Annotated in this window: 14 protein-coding genes; 10 read left to right on the forward strand and 4 right to left on the reverse strand. The window is 67.1% G+C overall.

Annotation, left to right across the window (positions count from 1 at the left end; genetic code table 11):
• Positions 1 to 120: 120 nt before the first annotated feature.
• From KY501_RS20740 to KY501_RS20750, 3 genes are all read left to right on the forward strand, one after another.
• Positions 121 to 1,641: a Tox-REase-5 domain-containing protein gene (locus KY501_RS20740; RefSeq protein ID WP_224364943.1), complete on the forward strand. Its 1,521-nt coding sequence runs from the start codon at positions 121 to 123 to the stop codon at positions 1,639 to 1,641.
• A 12-nt stretch (positions 1,642 to 1,653) separates the two neighbouring features.
• Entirely contained in the window at positions 1,654 to 2,412 is a 759-nt protein-coding gene (locus tag KY501_RS54330; protein WP_373691624.1) for an immunity 52 family protein, read from the forward strand.
• Positions 2,413 to 2,497: 85 nt separating this feature from the next.
• Positions 2,498 to 3,106: a hypothetical protein gene (locus KY501_RS20750; RefSeq protein WP_224364944.1), complete on the forward strand. Its 609-nt coding sequence runs from the start codon at positions 2,498 to 2,500 to the stop codon at positions 3,104 to 3,106.
• Between the two features lie 17 nt (positions 3,107 to 3,123).
• On the opposite strand, the gene KY501_RS20755 is transcribed toward KY501_RS20750, so the two are convergent.
• Genes KY501_RS20755 through KY501_RS20770 form a run of 4 tightly spaced genes read right to left on the reverse strand, consistent with a single transcriptional unit; the run spans position 3,124 to position 8,256 of the window.
• A complete protein-coding gene (locus KY501_RS20755) occupies positions 3,124 to 5,820 on the reverse strand; it encodes a PQQ-dependent sugar dehydrogenase (protein WP_224364945.1) in 2,697 nt (898 codons plus the stop codon).
• Positions 5,821 to 5,875: 55 nt separating this feature from the next.
• Complete coding sequence (locus KY501_RS20760) at positions 5,876 to 6,655, reverse strand: PhzF family phenazine biosynthesis protein (RefSeq protein ID WP_224364946.1); 780 nt, start codon at positions 6,653 to 6,655, stop codon at positions 5,876 to 5,878.
• Positions 6,646 to 7,416, reverse strand: a complete 771-nt coding sequence (locus tag KY501_RS20765) for a lysophospholipid acyltransferase family protein (RefSeq protein ID WP_224364947.1) — start codon at positions 7,414 to 7,416, stop codon at positions 6,646 to 6,648. The genes KY501_RS20760 and KY501_RS20765 overlap by 10 nt, the downstream gene beginning before the upstream one ends.
• Positions 7,417 to 7,464: 48 nt before the next feature.
• Positions 7,465 to 8,256, reverse strand: a complete 792-nt coding sequence (locus tag KY501_RS20770) for an SDR family oxidoreductase (RefSeq protein WP_224364948.1) — start codon at positions 8,254 to 8,256, stop codon at positions 7,465 to 7,467.
• A gap of 110 nt (positions 8,257 to 8,366) precedes the next feature.
• Here KY501_RS20770 and KY501_RS20775 point away from each other — a divergent pair, with 110 nt between their 5' ends.
• The 7 genes from KY501_RS20775 to KY501_RS20805 all read left to right on the forward strand — a co-directional run bounded on the left by KY501_RS20775 (position 8,367) and on the right by KY501_RS20805 (position 17,187).
• Entirely contained in the window at positions 8,367 to 10,466 is a 2,100-nt protein-coding gene (locus KY501_RS20775; protein WP_224364949.1) for an ArnT family glycosyltransferase, read from the forward strand.
• 194 nt (positions 10,467 to 10,660) lie between these two features.
• Complete coding sequence (locus KY501_RS20780) at positions 10,661 to 11,533, forward strand: NmrA/HSCARG family protein (protein WP_224364950.1); 873 nt, start codon at positions 10,661 to 10,663, stop codon at positions 11,531 to 11,533.
• Between the two features lie 88 nt (positions 11,534 to 11,621).
• On the forward strand, positions 11,622 to 13,166 hold the full coding sequence (gene zwf / locus KY501_RS20785) for a glucose-6-phosphate dehydrogenase (RefSeq protein WP_224364951.1): 1,545 nt from the start codon (positions 11,622 to 11,624) through the stop codon (positions 13,164 to 13,166).
• Positions 13,163 to 13,831 carry a 6-phosphogluconolactonase gene (gene pgl, locus KY501_RS20790; protein WP_224364952.1) on the forward strand — a complete coding sequence of 223 codons (669 nt, stop codon included), beginning with the start codon at positions 13,163 to 13,165 and terminating at the stop codon, positions 13,829 to 13,831. Before zwf ends, pgl begins: the two co-directional genes overlap by 4 nt.
• A gap of 46 nt (positions 13,832 to 13,877) precedes the next feature.
• Positions 13,878 to 15,311 carry an NADP-dependent phosphogluconate dehydrogenase gene (gene gnd / locus KY501_RS20795; RefSeq protein ID WP_224364953.1) on the forward strand — a complete coding sequence of 478 codons (1,434 nt, stop codon included), beginning with the start codon at positions 13,878 to 13,880 and terminating at the stop codon, positions 15,309 to 15,311.
• A 128-nt stretch (positions 15,312 to 15,439) separates the two neighbouring features.
• Entirely contained in the window at positions 15,440 to 16,525 is a 1,086-nt protein-coding gene (locus KY501_RS20800; RefSeq protein ID WP_224364954.1) for an AAA family ATPase, read from the forward strand.
• Positions 16,522 to 17,187: a DUF4276 family protein gene (locus tag KY501_RS20805; protein WP_224364955.1), complete on the forward strand. Its 666-nt coding sequence runs from the start codon at positions 16,522 to 16,524 to the stop codon at positions 17,185 to 17,187. Before KY501_RS20800 ends, KY501_RS20805 begins: the two co-directional genes overlap by 4 nt.
• The last annotated feature ends 10 nt before the right edge of the window (positions 17,188 to 17,197 follow it).

A 17,197-nucleotide genomic window follows, 5' to 3' on the forward strand; every position in this document is an offset into this window, starting at 1 on the left:
CTGGGCAGAATGGAGGCCGCAGCAAGCCCCGAAAGGTACGCCATGTCCGCGCGTCGCCCTGCCCCACCTGATGAGGAGGCTCAGGAACCCGAACCTCTCCGGCAACGATGGTGGCCGGGAGTGCTGGCACTGAGCCTGGCCTGTGCCTGCGCGACGACACCGGAGGGGCCGGGAGTGCTGGCCCTCGACTCTCGCTCGGCGGCGCTGCGCCAGGACGGCCGGAACTCAACTCGGCCCGCTTCTTCACGGGCACACGGCGAACTGGGTCCCATCGACGCCCGACTCCTGGATACGGACTACTTCTTCGGCCTGCTGGTGCGCGCGGGGGTGCCCCCCTCCGAGCTGCCCGAGGACCGCAGACAGCTCAAGCCTGAAGACGCGGCGCGGATGCTCAACACGGTGCTCGCCGCTGATGTGCCCTTGAGGGACTTCGGTCCGTGGCGCATGGCGGCCCAACTGCTGCTGGAGGCGACCGAGAGCCAGGCGCCTGTCACGCGACAGTTCCTGCACGAGCGGATGCGTCGCTTCGCACCGCTGCTGGTGCTGCGACCCGATGGCTATCTGGTGCACGCCTCCACGGGCAGGGCCGTTCAGCAGATTGGCGAAGTGCGCTTCGAGAAGGGCGCACTGCGCGCAGAGGGCTTCGAAGTCGGCCCCTTCTACCTGCCGCGCCAACGCGTCCTCTATCCCGTAGATGGCTCCCTGGACATCCACCCGGACGCCATCCTGGCGGGCGTATACGCGCCAGACGAGGACACACTGGGTCCTTTGGTCGAGGGAGCCGGGCAGGCGGTCATCGACAACGTCATGGGCATCGTCTCCCTGGCGCTCCACCCCATCGACAGCCTGGAAGGACTGGCACGGCTGCCCACGGCGGTGCGGCTGCTGCTGGAGAACTCACCCGCGTACTACGCTCACTTCCGCGAACTGCCGCACGGAGAGCAGGTGCGCATCGTCTCGCGCCTGCTCACCAACGTGGCGTTGGTGTGCGGGACAGCGGGTGCGGGCACCGCGCGAGTTGCCTCGATGGGCAGCAAGCTGGGCCGCCTGAGCGTCCCGGTGTTGTCGCTGTCAGAGCGGGGGGCTCTGGCCATCAGCAGGGTGGCTATTCCCGTGGATCGCCTGGTGACGGCCGTCAGCGCTGCTCCCGGCGCCCTCTACATCGTCCACATGGCGGGCAGGGGTGCCGGGGGCAACGGAGGCGGCTCGGATGGCTCCTCGTGGAAGCCTCCACCAGGAGGGCCTGGCAAGTGGGTCCGAAAGGGCGAAGGCATGTCGGCCCGCGCTCGCAAGTACCAATCCCAGGTAACTGGCGCCCCAGAGGATTGGGTCTACCAGGTGGAACGAGCGGGCGAGAAATTCGACTTCGACGGCTTCAACGAGGCAGAGGGGGTCCTGGTGGACGCCAAGGGTCCTGGGTACGACAACAAGTTCACCAACACCCTGGAGCCCGAGTACTGGTTCAAGGACACAGGGGCTCAGGAACTGGTTGCCAATGCGCAGCGACAACTCCGAGTGGCCAACGGTGTTCCCATTCGGTGGTATGTGGCAGAAACCAAGGCAGCGCAGGCCATTCGCAAGCTCCTCGCAAGAAACGAGTGTGGCGCTGTCGAAGTCGTGCACATGCCAGCACAACCGTAAGAGGTTGGTGGAATGATCGAGACCTACTATGCGGGTGCCTACTGGCCAGCGCGACAAGAAACCGCTGAGGAGTGTGCAGGGCGCGCGCTCATCTTCTTCAATACGATTTCTCGGAGTGACGACTTCTTCTCTCGCTGGTTCGTGCCGCCCAGGTCGCGCAAGGACGCCCCCAGACCTCTTGAACTTAGCGGCCCCACCCTTCAGGCGCTGTTCGCGCAGGGCAGAACACTCAATGATGAAGGCGGCATCATTGATGACCTGGGTTTCCGCCTCTCCTCCGACAACGGCATGCGCCCAGGGAAGCATCAAGGCGATCACTGCGCCCTCACCCTCCAATGCGGTTGCTATGCGGGGCCTATCAGCAACGTCTGTGTCCTGAGCATGCCCTCCACGGGGCCCCATCGAGAGCATGTCCTGACGGGCCCGATGCAGGCAGCAGTGCTGCGTGCCATGGCGGTCGCCTGGGAACCCGACTGGGCAGTCGCTACCTCTGACTCTCTTGTCGAAATGAGCACGAAGCGCCCTTCTGCGGGCACCTTCGTGGGCTGGGTCATGTACTTCTCACGCCGCCGCGGTCCCGTGCCTCCTCTGCCCGAACCTGTCCGTGTCGAACCCGTCGAGGGCCTGGGCACCCTCGTCACCCTGACCCAGGAACGCTTCACTGTCTCCAACCCCGTCCACGTGGAACTGGCCTCCCGCGTCTCCCCACTGCTGGACCAGGCCGGGCTGCTCAGCCCCGTTGTTTCCCGCCCCCCCGCTCCTCCGAAGTGATCCGCAGTCGTCGGGAACACACCCCGAAGGCACCCACGCGCTCCGTGCCTTTTCTGCCCGGAAGCTCACAGGCACAATTCCGCGCATGAGCAACCCGGTCGCCATCGGGGCCGTCGTGGGCCTCGTGCTCGTCTTCCTCGCCATCTTCTATGTCTTCTGGAGGATCAATCAGCGCCGCATGGCCGCATGGGCCGAGTTCGCCAGCCGCCACGACATGCACGCCGAAGGCTTCCAGATCGACGGCTCCTATGAAGGCTACCCGCTCCGTCTGGAGACCCAACGGCGAGGAGCCGGTCAGCACAGCCATACCGTTACCGTGCTCCGCCTCTCCCTGAGCCATGCCCTCCCGCCCGAGTTCTCCCTGGACCGCGAAGGACTCGGCACCAAGGTGCTCCGCGCCTTCGGAAAGAAGGACGAGGAAGTGGGCGACCCGGAGTTCGACCGGCACTTCAACCTCAAGAACCTCTCCTCAGAGACAACCGCCCTGCTGAACCGCCCCTCCGTCCAGCAACTCCTCTACGAGCTACTGGACCAGTACCGGGCTTTCCACATCCGTGACGGCTGGCTCCAGGCCGAGCGCGGCGGCATCCCCGGCACCGCGGATGCCCTCGAGGAATTCACCGGCCCCGCCCTCATGCTGGCTCACACGCTGGAGGAATCCGCACGGCGCGCCAAGGGCCAGACTCGCGGCTGACCCCTGGCCACTCCCGCTCAGCTCCCCCGCTCACGCCGGCGCCGCAGCACCAGCACCAACCCCAGCCACGCAAGCGCTCCGCCAGGGCCCGCTCCGCAGCCACAACCCTCCGAATCATCCCCCTGCGGCGACTCCGTCCCGCCATCCGGCTCCGTCCCTCCATCCACCGGCTCGGGCGGGACACACGCCCCATCCCCCACGCACACCTTGACCTCGACCGCCGCGCTGTGGCCCGCGGTGTCGTAGACCACCATGCGCACCTGGTGCGCCCCAGGCTTCAAGGACGTCGTGTCCCACCGGTTGTGCTCCCGCTCGTAGTGGTAGTGCCCCGAGGTCTGCGGATCCGTGCTCCCCAACACTCCATCCACGTAGAACTCCGCCTTGGTGCACCCCACGTCGTCCAGGCAGTCCCCGAAGAACTCCGCGGTCGCCCCCGAGACCCGCTCCTCTTCCGTGGGACGCGTGAGCACCGCCTGCGGAGGCTCGTCCGCCTTCACGGCCACCTGGAAGGACTGCACTCCCTCCGGATTCACCCCGTTGCTCGCCTTCACCGACAGATCCACCGTGCCCACCACTTCCGGCGTCCAGGAGATCACCCCGCTGCTCGCATCGATGACCGGGCCCTGCACGCTGCTCGTCAGCGAGAACGTCGGCGTGGGCAATCCCTCGGCCACCACCTCGTAGCGGTACGGCGCGCCCACCACCGCCGTGGTGACAGGGGAGGACAGGATCTCCGGAGCCCGCGGATCATTGTCTCGCACCGTGACGGCCACCGTGCGCGCATCCGCTCCCGGCGCGGCCACGGTGAGCGTGGCCGTGTCCTTGAGGTTGTCCGCATCCTCCGCGGCCGCCAGGGTGACGGTCTGCGGAGTGCTCCAGTTGGCCGCGGTGAAGGCCAACGTCTGCCCACTGGACACCGTCACGTCCGTGTCCCCCGCCGTGCGCGCCACCGTGACGCTCATGTTCGCCCCGGGGTTCTTCGAGAGCGCCACCGTGAAAGAGGCACTGCCGCCCTCATCCATCGTCACGGTGTTGGTGGACAGCACGAGCCGCGTCGCGTTGTTGTCGATGGACACCACCTGCACCGTCTCCGACGCCAGCCCCTGCGCGGACACCGTGAAGGCCGCGCTGTCCGCGGCGGAGTCCATGTCCTCGAGGGCCTCGATCGTGACGAGCTGGAGCTGGTTCCAGTTGGCCGGCGTGAAGGTGAGCTGCGAGCCGCTCACCACGTTCAGATCCGCATCCCCCGAGGCCCGCACCACGCTGACGCTGACATCCGCCGTGGGAGCCTCGGCCAGCCGCACCGTGAACACGGCCCTGCCGCCCTCGACCACGGCCAGGTTCAATCCCGAGACGATGAGCTTCTGCCCGGCCGCGGTGGGCATGACGCGAGTGATGGCGCCCGCGGTGACGCTCGCGACATACAGCGCTCCATCCGGTCCCACGTCCAGGTCCACCGCCGCGGAGAAGCCCGTGCCCCACTCGTCCACGGTGGCCACCGAGCCATCCGCGGCCAGCGTGGCACGCGTCAGCTGCCCGGAGTTGTAGTCCCCGAAGAAGAAGTTGCCGCGGTAGGCGCTCGGGAAGAGCGTGGAGTCGTAGAAGACGCCTCCGGTGATGGAGCCGCCCAGCGCCTGCGTCGTCGCCGTGCCTCCACCACTCTTCGCATCCGGCCCCGCCTGCACCGCCGTCCACGTGGTGGCGCTCGGGGTGCTTGCCACGTAGACGGCCCCGTTGAAGCTCGCGTCCGTCACGCCGGTCACGGTGATCTTCTCTCCCTTGCGGAAGCCGTGGGTGCCGGTGGTGGTGAAGGTGACGGTGCCTCCGCTGCGCACCGCGCCCGTGTCGCCGCCGGTGAGGTTCCGCGTGTCGGTACCATTGGTGCGGTACTTGATGGCCGGGGTGATGTAGCCCGAGGGCTGGTTGTTCTCGTACGCGTTGTAGCCAGCGTGATCGCGAACGCCCGTGACGAAGATCTGCTCGTAGCCCGTGCCCACCGAGTTCACCCACAGCTTCCCGGTACCCGGCTGGAACGTGAAGGTGAAGGGATTGCGGAACCCGCGCGCCCAGATGTACTCGTTGTTGGGACCCACTCCATCGTTGAAGGGGTTGTCGTTGACGGGAGTGCCATCCACATTGGCACGGCCCACCTTGGCCGCCAGCGAGGTGAGATCCGCGTTCACTCCCGTGCCATTGCCGTTGTCGCCGATGGCCCAGTACAGCTTTCCATCCAGGCCAAAGCCCAGCGCTCCACCGTCATGGTTCTGCCCGGCCGTGGGCAGGTTGTCGACGATCACCGTGCGCGCCGTGCCCACGCCATTGGAGTCCGTGTAACGAACGATCTGCTGCTTCGTGCCACCGGGCGCCGTGAGGAAGAAGTAGACGTAGCGGTTGACGGCGTAGTTCGGATCGAACGCGATGCCGATGAGTCCGCACTCGCTGTTGGTATGGACGGACTCCGAGGCGAACTGGGCCGTCGCCAGATTGTTGCCCTGCTTGACGAGCTCGCCGTCCCGCATCGTCGCGACGAGCACCACACCGCTCTTGTTGATGATGAAGAGCCGCCCCGAGCCATCTGGAGCCCAGGCCAGCCCCGTGGCAGGAGACAGTGCGTTGGAGGTGTAGCGAGTCTCCTGGAAACCCGAGGGCACAGCCGCCAGCACGGGTGACGCCAGGAGGCCCAGGAGAACCAGGCCAGTACGGGGTGTGATCATCCCCGCATCCTAACCGTACGTCCTGCAAGGAGTGCTGTACCAAGACACTCCCCGCTCAGACAGTGATGTGGCCCTCCAGGTAGAGCACGGCGTGCCCTGCGATGAGCACGCGCTCGCCCTTCTCCTCGCACCGCAACTCTCCACCACGCGCGGAAACCTGACGCGCCATGAGCCGCGTCTTCCCCAGCCGCTTCGCCCAGTAAGGCACGAGCGAGCAGTGCGCGGAGCCCGTCACCGGATCCTCCGGCACTCCCGCGCGAGGCGCGAAGAAGCGCGAGACGAAGTCCACATCCGTTCCCGGCGCCGTCGCTGTGACGGCGAAGACATCCAGTGAAGCCAGCCGCGCCATGTCCGGCCGCAGCGCTCGCACCTGCGCCTCCGAGTCGAACACCGCCACCCAGTCCCGCGATACCTGCACCTCGCGCGGGGTGGCACCCAGCGCCTCGGCCAGCGCCGGAGGCGGAGAGAAGGGCTGGGGAGGCCGCGCCGGAAAATCCATCACGAGCCACTCTCCCTCACGCGTCACCACCAGCGGCCCGGAGCGCGAGGCGAACTCCACCCGCTCCATCCCGGGAGAGACGTGCTGGAAGAGGACATGCGCCGCGGCGAGCGTGGCGTGGCCGCACAGATCCACCTCCTGCGCGGGAGTGAACCAGCGCACCCGCCAGCCCGAGTCCTCCTTCACGAAGAAGGCCGTCTCCGAGAGGTTGTTCTCCAGGGCGATGCCCTGCATCGTCTCGTCCGGCAGCCACGCCTCCAGTGGAACGACAGCCGCCGGGTTGCCTCCAAAGACGCGCGAGGTGAACGCATCCACCTGGAAGAGATTCAGGCGCACTCCTGGCTCCTTTCCTGAGCGCCCCCCGTGGACGGGGGCTGCAAGCCAAGCTCCGCGAAATAGAGCGCTCGCACGCGCGCGGCAAGCTCCGCCTCGTCCTGGCCGAGCGACTCCGGGGACAGCGGCGGCAACACGCGCACCCGCACCGAGGCCCGCGCGTGCATCTGCGGCCCGTCTCCATCGAGGATGTCCGCGGTGCCCTCGAGTACCACGGGCACCACGGGCACCTTCTCCTCGATGGCGAGCCGGAACGCGCCGCGCTTGAAGGGCAGCCGCTGGCCCACCGGGGCATAGGTGCCCTCGGGGAAGATGAACACCGCCACCCCGCGCCGCAGCCACATGCGGCAATCCTCGAGCATGCGATCCATGGCGTGCACATGCCCGCGCTCCACGGCCACGTAACGCATGAGCCTCATCAGCCACCCCACCATGGGCACCTTGAAGAGCGAGGCCTTGGAGATGAACTTGAAGGGGTGGAACAGGCCCATGGCCGCGACGATGTCCATGGCGGACTGGTGGTTGGCCACGAAGACGGCCGGGCCTCGGGGCAACAGCTCGCGCCCCTCCACGCGCACGTGCCAGCCGGGCCACAGGCACAGGTAGAGCCAGTGGCACCAGCGGCACACGAACGCGTGCAGCAGGGCGTGGTTCCGGTCGAACGGCAGCGTGACGAGCCACAACGGCACCGCCAGCACCGTGCACACCGGCGCGGTGACCAGGAAGAAGAGCACGAACCCGAGGGTGACGAGGTACTTCCGCATGTTCAGAGAGAACAGCCTGATTCCGGATGTGACGCGATGCCTGCCTGCTCAGCGCGAAGGTGGGTTCATCTGGGCCGAGAAATTCATGGCGTAGTTCACCTCGAGCCCGCCATCGATGACGATCGTCTGCCCATTGATATAGGAGGAGCCCGGCGAGCACAGCCACTCGATTGCGGCGGCAATCTCGTCCGGCGGAGAGATGTAGCCCACGGGGACCGCCTCCTTCACACGCTCCTCCAACGCGTCCCAGGCCTCGCCCATGTAGAAGCGGCTGGAGTCCGTGTCGATATAGCCCGGGTTCACGGCGTTGACGCGGATGCCGGAGCCGGTGAGCTCGGCGGCGAAGTACTTCACCAGGATCTCCATGGAGCCCTTCATCGCACCCAGGAAGCCGTGAAACGGCAGCGGCATGCGCGAGTCCATGCCGGACACGGCGACGATGCGGCCCTTGCGGCCCTCCATGAGGGGTACGGCGCGCTGCACGCCGAGCACGAAGCTCTTCACCGTGACGTTGAACGTCTTGTCCATCTGGTGGAGCTTCATCTGCATCAGCGGCACGAAGGCGGTGGAGGCCGCGTTGGCGACGAAGACATCCAGCCCGCCGAACTCCTGCTGCACGGTGTCGAACACGCCATTGAGGCTGGCCGGCTCGAGCTGATCAGCCACCACCGTGCGGCAGCGCCGTCCGAGCGCTTCGACTTCCCTGGCCAGCTCGGCGGCGGCCTCCGCATCGCGCCGGTAGGTCGAGACGATGTCATAGCCAGCCTTGGCGAGCCGCAGGGAGAGGGAACGGCCCACGCCGCGCGAGCCACCGGTGATGAGAGCCACGGGAGAGGTCATGGCCCCTGGGCATACCACTTCCCGGCCTTCCCGGCTGGGGAGCAAGCCCCTGAACGCGAGGGCTCGGTTGCCTTGCCGCCCTGAGGCGGGGCCACTAGCGTGCGCCCCCCGTGCACTCACCCAGAGTATCCCAGCGCCTCGGGCCGTGGTTGGGCCGCCCGCTCGAACCGTTGAAGCTCGATCGCGTGGACGCGGTCCTCATCGTCCTCATCTGGCTCTGGGGGGTATGGCTGCTCGCGCCCGGACTGGGCCACCCGGGCATGCACAACTGGGACGAGACGCTCCATCAGACGGCCGCCCGCAGCACGTACGACTCCTTCTTCTTTCCCCACATGTACAGCGATCCCCTCTACCCGGTCAGTCCGCAGGACTGGCTGGGCGCCCATGTGTGGCTCCACAAGCCCATCGCTCCGTTGTGGTTCGGCGCCATGATGATGCACCTCATCGGCGTGACACCGCTGGCGATGCGCATCTGCGCGCTCATCGGGCAATTGGGTGCCGCGGTGGCCATCTATCTGCTGGCGCGCAATGGCGCGGGGCGGCTGTGCGCGGCCATCGGAGGGGGCGCATTCCTCTCGCTCCCATTCAGCTGGATCCTCACGCAGGGGCGGATCTTCGGGGACTCGTACGACTGCATTCTGGTGGGCTTCGTCAGCCTCACCGTGGTGCTGCTGGTGCGCACCATCGAGACGGATGACTGGCGCTGGGCGGCGTGGACCGGAGTGGCACTCGGACTGGCGCACCTGACGAAGACGGTGATGGCGCTGGCGCCGCTCGGAGTCGCCGGGGTGATGGTGGGCCTGCGCTGGCGACGCTTCTCCAAGGGCCTGCGACTCACGCACCTGCTGATCATCGGCGGCGTGGCACTGCTGGTCTCGGGCCCCTGGAACCTCTACGCGGCGCTGAAGTGGCCGGAGGTGTACCGGACCGGCGCGGAGCTGACGTTCGGCCACATCCAGGCCCCGCCGGAGGTGGCCGTGGGCGGGTGGCGCAGGCCCGTGGATGCCATCTTCGTCGAGATGCTCAACCATGAGTTCGCTCCGATCGGATCCATCTTCGCGGTGGTCGTCGGGACGTGGCTCATCATCCGAGGCGTGCGGCGGCGAGAGACGGCCGTCATCGTCTCCGCGCTCTGGCTCTGGTCGACGTGGATCACCCACTCGTTCATCTCGGTGAAGGCTCCGGGGCACGTGTGGAACGCGGCCCCCGCAGTCCTCGTAGCGCTGGCCCTCATCCTGAGGGACATGTGGAGCGCTCCAGCTATCGGCGCCGCCACCGTCTCGACCTTCTTCGTGCCGATGTTCCTTGAAAAGTATCCCGTGCTCGGCAAGGTGCGCTCGTTCATTCCGCCGGAGCTGCCGCAGCTTCAGACCGTGCCCGGGCTGGCGGAGGGCGTGGTGATCGCCTCCGCGGCGGCGCTCGTCATCGGGTGGGTGTACTGGCTCACGAGCCGCTCACCCATGCTCGCCCGGGCCGTGGGCATCAGCACCGCAGGCGTGCTGGTGCTCCAGCTTGGCATCCGCCTCCCGGACGAGGTGCGGAGACTGAAAGGGGAGCACCAGCAGCGAATGCTCACGAGCTACGAGCGCGAGATGGGGCTGGTGCTGGATCGCACGCTGCCGAAGAAGTCCGTGCTGTTCCTGTCCATCGACCTCGAGTCGCCGGGCGTCTTCGAGGGCCATGAGTCCATGTTCTGGAGCGGGAGGATGTCGTACCGGCTGCCGGTGGACTTCGCCACGTGCCACGCCCGGGGCTACCACCCCTATCTGCTCTCTCCGATAGCCCAGCCCTATGCCCCCGTGCCCGGTGTGCCCGCCCATGCGTGGATGCGCGCCTATGACGCCGAGGTGCCTGCCGGCCCACCGCCCATCCCCGAGGGCGCCACGCCCCTGGACCTCCAGGTGGAGGGGATGCGGGTGCTGGGCTTCGCCTCGGGACCGGTGGACCGGGAGCACGACAAGTGGGTCTTCTTCATCCACTCCGACGGCGTGCCCCACGGGCTGCAGGTGTTCTTCTTGACCGGCGGGAAGACAAACGAGCCGCTCCAGCTCGAGCCAGAGGCCTCCCTCATGCACCGCGATCACCTGGCCGGAGCCCCCTGGTTCCTCCTTCCCACGCTGGGCCCTCCGCGCGCGCGTGTGAAGGCCCTCGGGTTCGGCAACAAGGTCCAACGCATCCCGCTGGAGCCACCCTCCCCCAACGCCAAGTGAGCCCCCTGGAACTCCATGCAACTACCCCCGCTGAGAGCCGCGAACGTCCTCGGGAGGTGAGGGGCTTTCAGCCTGACGACACGGCCTCTCAAAACGAGAGTCATCCCGACGACGGCCTACGGAAAATCAGGCACTTGAGCGTGGCATCCGGGTTGCTCTTCCAGTAAGGCGTTACCGCTTCCAGGAGGGCTCACATGTCGAAATCCCTTTCCGTTCTCGTTACCGGTGCCACGGGTCAGCAGGGAGGCGCGGTCGCTCGCGCGCTCATCAAGAAGGGCCACAAGGTCCGCGCGCTCACGCGCAAGCCGGACTCGCAGGGCGCGGTGGCGCTCAAGCAGCAGGGCGCCGAGCTGGCCATCGGCAACTTCGATGACCGCGACTCGCTGGTGCGCGCGATGACGGGCGTGGACGCCGTCTTCATCATGGGCACGCCCTTCGAGGCCGGCATGGAGACGGAGACACGCCAGGGCATCGCCGCCGTGGACGCCGCCAAGGCCGCGGGCGTCAAGCACGTCGTCTACACCTCGGTGGCCAGCGCCAACCAGAGGACGGGCATCCCCCACTTCGACAGCAAGTTCCTCGTCGAGGAGCACCTGGTGAAGGCCGGTGTCCCCTACACCATCTTCGCCCCTGTCTTCTTCCAGGACAACCTCGTCAGCCCCCTGTTCGGCGCGGGCCTCAAGCAGGGCGTCATCGCACTGGCCATGCCGCCCCAGCGCAAGCTCCAGCAAATCAACGTGGATGAGATTGGCGCCTTCGGCGCGCTCGTCATCGAGCGGCGCGAGGAGTTCCTGGGCAAGCGCATCGACATCGCCTCCAACGAGCTGTCGGGCGAGCAGGTGGCGGAGGTGTTCTCGCGCGTGTCCGGCAAGCCGGTGAAGTTCGCGGAGGCGCCGCTGGCCCAGGTGCGCGCCATGAGCGAGGACATGGCCATCATGTTCGAGTGGTTCGACAAGGTGGGCTACAGCGCGGACATCGCCCGGCTGCGCCGCGACTACCCGGAGGTTGGCTGGCGTTCGTTCGAAGAGTGGGCTCGCGCACAGGACTGGAAGCGGTTGCTCGGGTAACGACACTCCGCGCGTTTCCTGAGCGAGCGGCGGCTAAAGCCCTTAAGGTAGGCCGCCGTTCACCGCTTCCGTCTTGGAGAGAGCCTGCATGGATGCCCAGGGCCTGCATATTTCGACGACCCCCCGCGAAGGCGACCCCATCGTCCGTGCGGACCGACCGGACCCGTGCATCGTCGTGCTCTTCGGAGCCACGGGGGACCTGGCCCAGCGCAAGCTGTTCCCCGCCCTCTTCGAGTTGGCGCGCGCCGGGCTGCTGCCAGAGCAGTTCGCACTGGTGGCCTTCAGCCGCTCCTCGCACGACGACACCGCCTTCCGCGCCCAGGTGAAGGAAGGCCTGCAGAAGTTCGCTCGCACCCAGCCCCTGGACGAGGCCACCTGGGAGCGCTTCTCCTCTCGGCTCGAGTGCATCGCCGGGAACTATGACGACCCGGCGGCCTTCGCCAAGCTGCGCGAGCGGCTGGAGGCGGCTGAGAAGCGCTTCGGCACCCAGGGCAACCAGCTCTACTACCTGGCCACGCCGGCCTCGACCTTCCCCACACTGCTGCGCCGTCTGGCCGAGGCAAAGCTGCTGCCCCGCGAGGAACAGCCCGGCCAGAAGCCCTGGCGGCGGCTCGTCATTGAGAAGCCCTTTGGCCATGACCTGGAGTCTGCGAAGGAGCTGAACCGCAACCTGGCCTCGGTGTTGGACGAGCGGCAGATCTTCCGCATCGACCACTACCTGGGGAAGGAGACGGTGCAGAACATCCTCGTCTTCCGCTTCGCCAACCTCATCTTCGAGCCGCTGTGGAATCGCAACTACATCGACCACGTGGAGATCACGGCGGCGGAGAAGCTGGGGATGGAGGGGGGCCGCGGCGGCTTCTATGACGAGACGGGCGTCATCCGCGACATGGTGCAGAACCACCTGATGCAGGTGTTGGCGCTGTGCGCGATGGAGCCGCCCACGTCCTTCGGCGCGGAGGACATCCGGGACGAGAAGAACAAGGTGTTCCGCGCGCTGCGCTCGCTGGATGGGAGCGAGGTGGCCACGCACGTGGTGGCGGGGCAGTACCGCGGCTACCGCGATGAGCAGGGCGTGAAGAAGAACTCGCGCACGCCCACCTACGTGGCCATGAAGATGAACGTGGACAACTGGCGGTGGCAGGGCGTGCCCTTCTACCTGCGCGCGGGCAAGCAACTGGCCACGCGGCTGACGGAGGTGTCCATCCACTTCAAGCCGGTGCCCATCAGCCTGTTCAGCACCAGTGAGGCGTGCCAGCGGCTGCAACCCAACGTGCTGCGGCTGCGCATCCAGCCCCAGGAGGGCATCGCGCTCTCCTTCGAGTCCAAGGTGCCCGGAGAGGACGTGAGCATCGCGGGTGTCACCATGGACTTCACCTATAAGGAGGCGTTCGCCAAGCCCGTGCCCGAGGCTTACGAGCGCCTGCTGCTGGACTGCATGCGAGGCAACGCCACCCTGTTCGCGCGCAAGGACAGCGTGGAGCAGGCGTGGGCCTACGTCACGCCCATCCTCCAGGCGCTGGAGTCCGGCGAGGGCGGGAGCATCCACGAGTACGCCCCTGGGAGCTCGGGGCCGGATGGGGCCACGGCGTTGCTGGCGAAGGATGGCCGGCGGTGGACGGAGCTCAAATGAGCCGGCCCGTACCGATCGTCGTGGAGCCGAACGCGCTGGCTCCGAAGGCGGCGGAGTGGATCGCGGAGGCGCTCCGGCAGGGGCTCGCAGGTGGTGGCAGGGCCAGCATCGCGCTCTCGGGTGGGAAGACGACGGGCCCCATCTACCGGGCGCTGGCGGGCATGGACCTGCCGTGGGAGCGGGTGGACTTCTACTTCGCCGACGAGCGATGCGTGCCTCCGGATCATCCGGACAGCAACTACCTGCTGGCGGAGCAGACGCTCCTGCGGTCCGTGAAGGCGAAGCCCGAGCAGGTGTTCCGCATGGAGGGTGAGCGCCAGGACCGGGAAGGGGCCGCAAAGGACTACGAGGCCCGGCTGCCTCCGGTACTGGACGTGGTGGTGCTGGGCATGGGGGAGGATGGACATACGGCCTCCCTGTTCCCGGGCACCGCGGCGGTGGAGGAACGGGAGCGGCGCGTGCTGGCGGTGGTGGGGCCCAAGCCTCCACCGTGGCGGCTGACGCTCACGCTGCCGGTGCTGAACGGAGCGCGGAAGGTGCTGTTCGTGGTGGCCGGTGCGGGCAAGCAGGAGGCCCTGAAGCGGGTGCGCTCGGGCGAGAACCTGCCCTCGGCACGGGTGACGAACGCGGTGTGGATGTTGGATCGAGCGGCGGCAGGGCAGTGAAGGTGACGCGGCTCCGCGCTCAGGGCGGAGCCCTCAGGAGGACCGTATGAGCGCAGCAACGAATCCCCCGGGTCAGTTCCAGTTCGGCGTGGTGGGGATGGGAGTGATGGGCGCGAGCATCGCGCTCAACATCGCGGACCGTGGCTTCAAGGTGGCCGCGTGGGATCGGCATCCGGAGAAGATCGACGCCATCCACGCAAAGGAGGGCCACCCGGAGATGAAGGGCACGGGCTCGCTGGCGGAGTTCGTGCAGATGCTCGAGCGGCCGCGCCGCATCCTGCTCATGGTGACGGCGGGCGCGCCGGTGGATCAGATGATGGACCAACTGGCGCCGCTGCTGTCGCCGGGGGACGTGCTGATCGACGGCGGCAACTCGTGGTTCCACGACACGCAGCGCCGCGAGAAGGCGTTCCGGGAGAAGGGCCTGCACTTCATCGGCATGGGCGTGTCGGGCGGTGAGGAGGGGGCTCGGCACGGTCCGTCGCTGATGCCGGGTGGACCGAAGGAGGCGTACGCGATCATCCGCCCGGTGGTGGAGGCCATCGCCGCGCGAGCCGAGTCAGGCTTGTGCGTCACCCACGTGGGCCCGGATGGCGCGGGGCACTTCGTGAAGATGGTGCACAACGGCATCGAGTACGCGGACATGCAGTTGCTGGCGGAGACGTACGACGTGCTGCGCCGCGGGCTGGGGCTGACGGCGGACGGACTGGCGGACCTGTTCGAGAAGTGGAACCAGGGCATCGCCGAGTCCTTCCTGCTGGAGACCACCATCAAGGTGCTGCGCAAGAAGGACGCGGAGACGGGCAAGCCGCTGGTGGACCTGGTGCTGGACAAGGCGGGGCAGAAGGGCACGGGCAAGTGGACGGTGCAGGTGTCGCTGGACCTGGGCATCCCGGTGCCGTCCATCGCCTCGGCGCTGGATGCGCGCAACCTGTCGGCGATGAAGGACGAGCGCGTGGCGGCCAGCGCGAAGCTGCCGGCTCCGCAGTTGGCGCTCACGGACGAGGAGAAGACGAACCTGGCCTCCTGGGCGCACGACGCGCTCTACGCGGCGCGTGTGGTGACATACGCGCAGGGCCTGCGGCTCATCCAGGCGGCCTCGAAGGAGTACAACTGGAACGTGTCGCTGGCGGAGATGGCGCGCATCTGGCGAGGCGGCTGCATCATCCGCGCGAAGCTGCTCAGCCCGCTGCGTGAGGCCTTCACCCAGCAGCCGGACTTGCCGAACCTGGTGGTGTCGGACGCGTTCGCTCCGGTGCTGACGAAGCTGGCGCCGGCGTGGCGGCGGCTGGTGGGCACGGCGGCGCGGCTGGGCATCCCCGTGCCGGTGTTCTCCTCGAGCCTCGCGTACCTGGACAGCTATCGCAGCCCCGAGCTGCCGCAGAACCTCACCCAGGCCCAGCGCGACCTCTTCGGCGCCCACACCTACCAGCGCCGCGACAAGCCCGAGGCCGGCTTCGTCCACTCCGACTGGAGCTGAGACGGCAGCGGATGTGACGGGCTCACCTCGGGAGCATCCACACAATTGGATGCCCCTGAGGGGTCCGTTATGCTCCGCGCCCACTCGCCACGCGGGCACTCCCTCCGCACGTAGGAAACGCTCCGGTCATGCAACCGCTCAAGACGCTGACCCTCTCGGGCTATAAGTCCATCCGCTCGATAGAGAGACTGGAGCTGCGCCCCCTCAACGTCCTCATCGGTGCCAATAGCGCGGGCAAGAGCAACTTCATCTCCTTCTTCAAGCTGCTGCACGAGCTGATTGGGGGACACCTCCAACTCCATGTGGCCCAGCAAGGGGGCCCAGACGCCCTCTTGCATTTCGGACGACGAGCGACCTCCCGGCTCGAAGCGACACTGCAATTTGGCCAGACCAGCTACTCCTTCGAACTGACTCCCACCGTCGACAATCGTCTCATCTTCGCCTACGAGACCAGCATCCACATGACGCAAGGTGCCGCGGGGACCGGTCCTGCGGGCCATGCCGAGAGCGCGACCTTCAGTCGCTCCAGCAGCCATCACCCGATGATGGCTTCCCAGGTCTCAGCAGCCATCCAGAGCTGGCGGGTCTACCATTTCCACGACACCAGTGAGGCTGCCAACGTCAAGCGCGTCGGCGCCATCAACGACAACCTCTTCCTGAGGGCGGACGCGGGCAATCTGGCCGCCTTCCTCTACCGCCTCAAAACAGAGAGCCCGGCCGAATATGGGCGGATCCGGGATTGCATCCGGCTCGTCATGCCGAGCTTCGATGACTTCCTCCTCCGCCCATCGCCACTGGAGCCCCACTCCATTGCCCTGGAGTGGCGAGAGCAGGGCTCCGACTACCCCTTCCTGGCCCATCACCTCTCCGATGGAAGCCTGCGCTTCATCTGCCTGGCGACGCTCCTGCTACAGCCCACCCTTCCGTCCACCGTGCTGATCGATGAACCGGAGCTGGGGTTGCACCCCTACGCCATCCAGATGCTGGCCTCGCTGCTGCGGAGTGCCTCCACCCGGACCCAGCTCATCATCGCCACCCAGTCCGTGCTCCTCATCGACCAGCTCGAACTGGAAGACCTGATCGTCGTGGAACGCTCCGGCGGCGCATCGACCTTCAAGCGCCTCCAGCGCGCGGAGTTCGAGCACTGGCTGGAGGACTACAGCCTGGGCGAGATGTGGACGAAGAACATCTTCGGAGGACGCCCCACCCGATGATCCGGCTGAACATCATCGTGGAGGGCCCCACCGAGGAGACCTTTGTTCGCGACCTGCTGGCCCCGCACCTGGGCCAGCATCAGGTCTTCGCGAGCGCTCGGAGCGCGGAGACTGGACGCCGCAAGGGTCATATCTTCCGTGGAGGAGTCGTCCGTTACCAGAAGGTCCGGAAGGACATCGAAGGGTGGCTGAAGCAGGACGCAGGAGCGCTCGTGTCGACCATGTTCGACTACTACGCACTCCCACAGGACTTCCCAAGCCCTGCAGCACCTCGAGGGAGTCTCCCCATCCATGAGTGGGTGGCGCAGCTCGAGCAATCCCTGTCCGCAGACATCAACAACAGTCGCTTCATTCCGTATATCCAGCTCCACGAATTCGAGGCGCTCCTCTTCAGCGACGTAGAGAAGACGGGCTCCGCGCTGGGCGCCACGGCCCAGCAGGTCGAGCAACTGCGCTTCATCCGCAGCGCCTTCGAGACGCCTGAGCACATCAACGACTCCCCTGAGACGGCTCCTTCCAAGCGCCTGCTCCAACTCTTTCCCGGTTACGACAAACCCGCCTTCGGTTCGTTGGCGCTGGGACGGATTGGACTGACCGCCATTCGCCAGACGTGTCCGCACTTCGCGGAATGGCTGAGCCGCCTGGAAGCACTCTCCCACTGAAGCTGCAGCT

Origin of the sequence: Hyalangium versicolor, from assembly GCF_020103695.1 — a bacterium.
Taxonomy (GTDB): domain Bacteria; phylum Myxococcota; class Myxococcia; order Myxococcales; family Myxococcaceae; genus Hyalangium; species Hyalangium versicolor.

Bases quoted from the DNA above. Each gene is read 5' to 3' on its own strand.
- KY501_RS20755 (WP_224364945.1), bottom strand. From the start codon at position 5,820: ATGATCACACCCCGTACTGGCCTGGTTCTCCTGGGCCTCCTGGCGTCA.
- KY501_RS20770 (WP_224364948.1), bottom strand. From the start codon at position 8,256: ATGACCTCTCCCGTGGCTCTCATCACCGGTGGCTCGCGCGGCGTGGGC.
- KY501_RS20780 (WP_224364950.1), top strand. From the start codon at position 10,661: ATGTCGAAATCCCTTTCCGTTCTCGTTACCGGTGCCACGGGTCAGCAG.
- zwf (WP_224364951.1), top strand. From the start codon at position 11,622: ATGGATGCCCAGGGCCTGCATATTTCGACGACCCCCCGCGAAGGCGAC.
- KY501_RS20750 (WP_224364944.1), top strand. From the start codon at position 2,498: ATGAGCAACCCGGTCGCCATCGGGGCCGTCGTGGGCCTCGTGCTCGTC.
- KY501_RS20800 (WP_224364954.1), top strand. From the start codon at position 15,440: ATGCAACCGCTCAAGACGCTGACCCTCTCGGGCTATAAGTCCATCCGC.
- KY501_RS20805 (WP_224364955.1), top strand. From the start codon at position 16,522: ATGATCCGGCTGAACATCATCGTGGAGGGCCCCACCGAGGAGACCTTT.
- KY501_RS20765 (WP_224364947.1), bottom strand. From the start codon at position 7,416: ATGCGGAAGTACCTCGTCACCCTCGGGTTCGTGCTCTTCTTCCTGGTC.
- gnd (WP_224364953.1), top strand. From the start codon at position 13,878: ATGAGCGCAGCAACGAATCCCCCGGGTCAGTTCCAGTTCGGCGTGGTG.
- KY501_RS54330 (WP_373691624.1), top strand. From the start codon at position 1,654: ATGATCGAGACCTACTATGCGGGTGCCTACTGGCCAGCGCGACAAGAA.
- pgl (WP_224364952.1), top strand. From the start codon at position 13,163: ATGAGCCGGCCCGTACCGATCGTCGTGGAGCCGAACGCGCTGGCTCCG.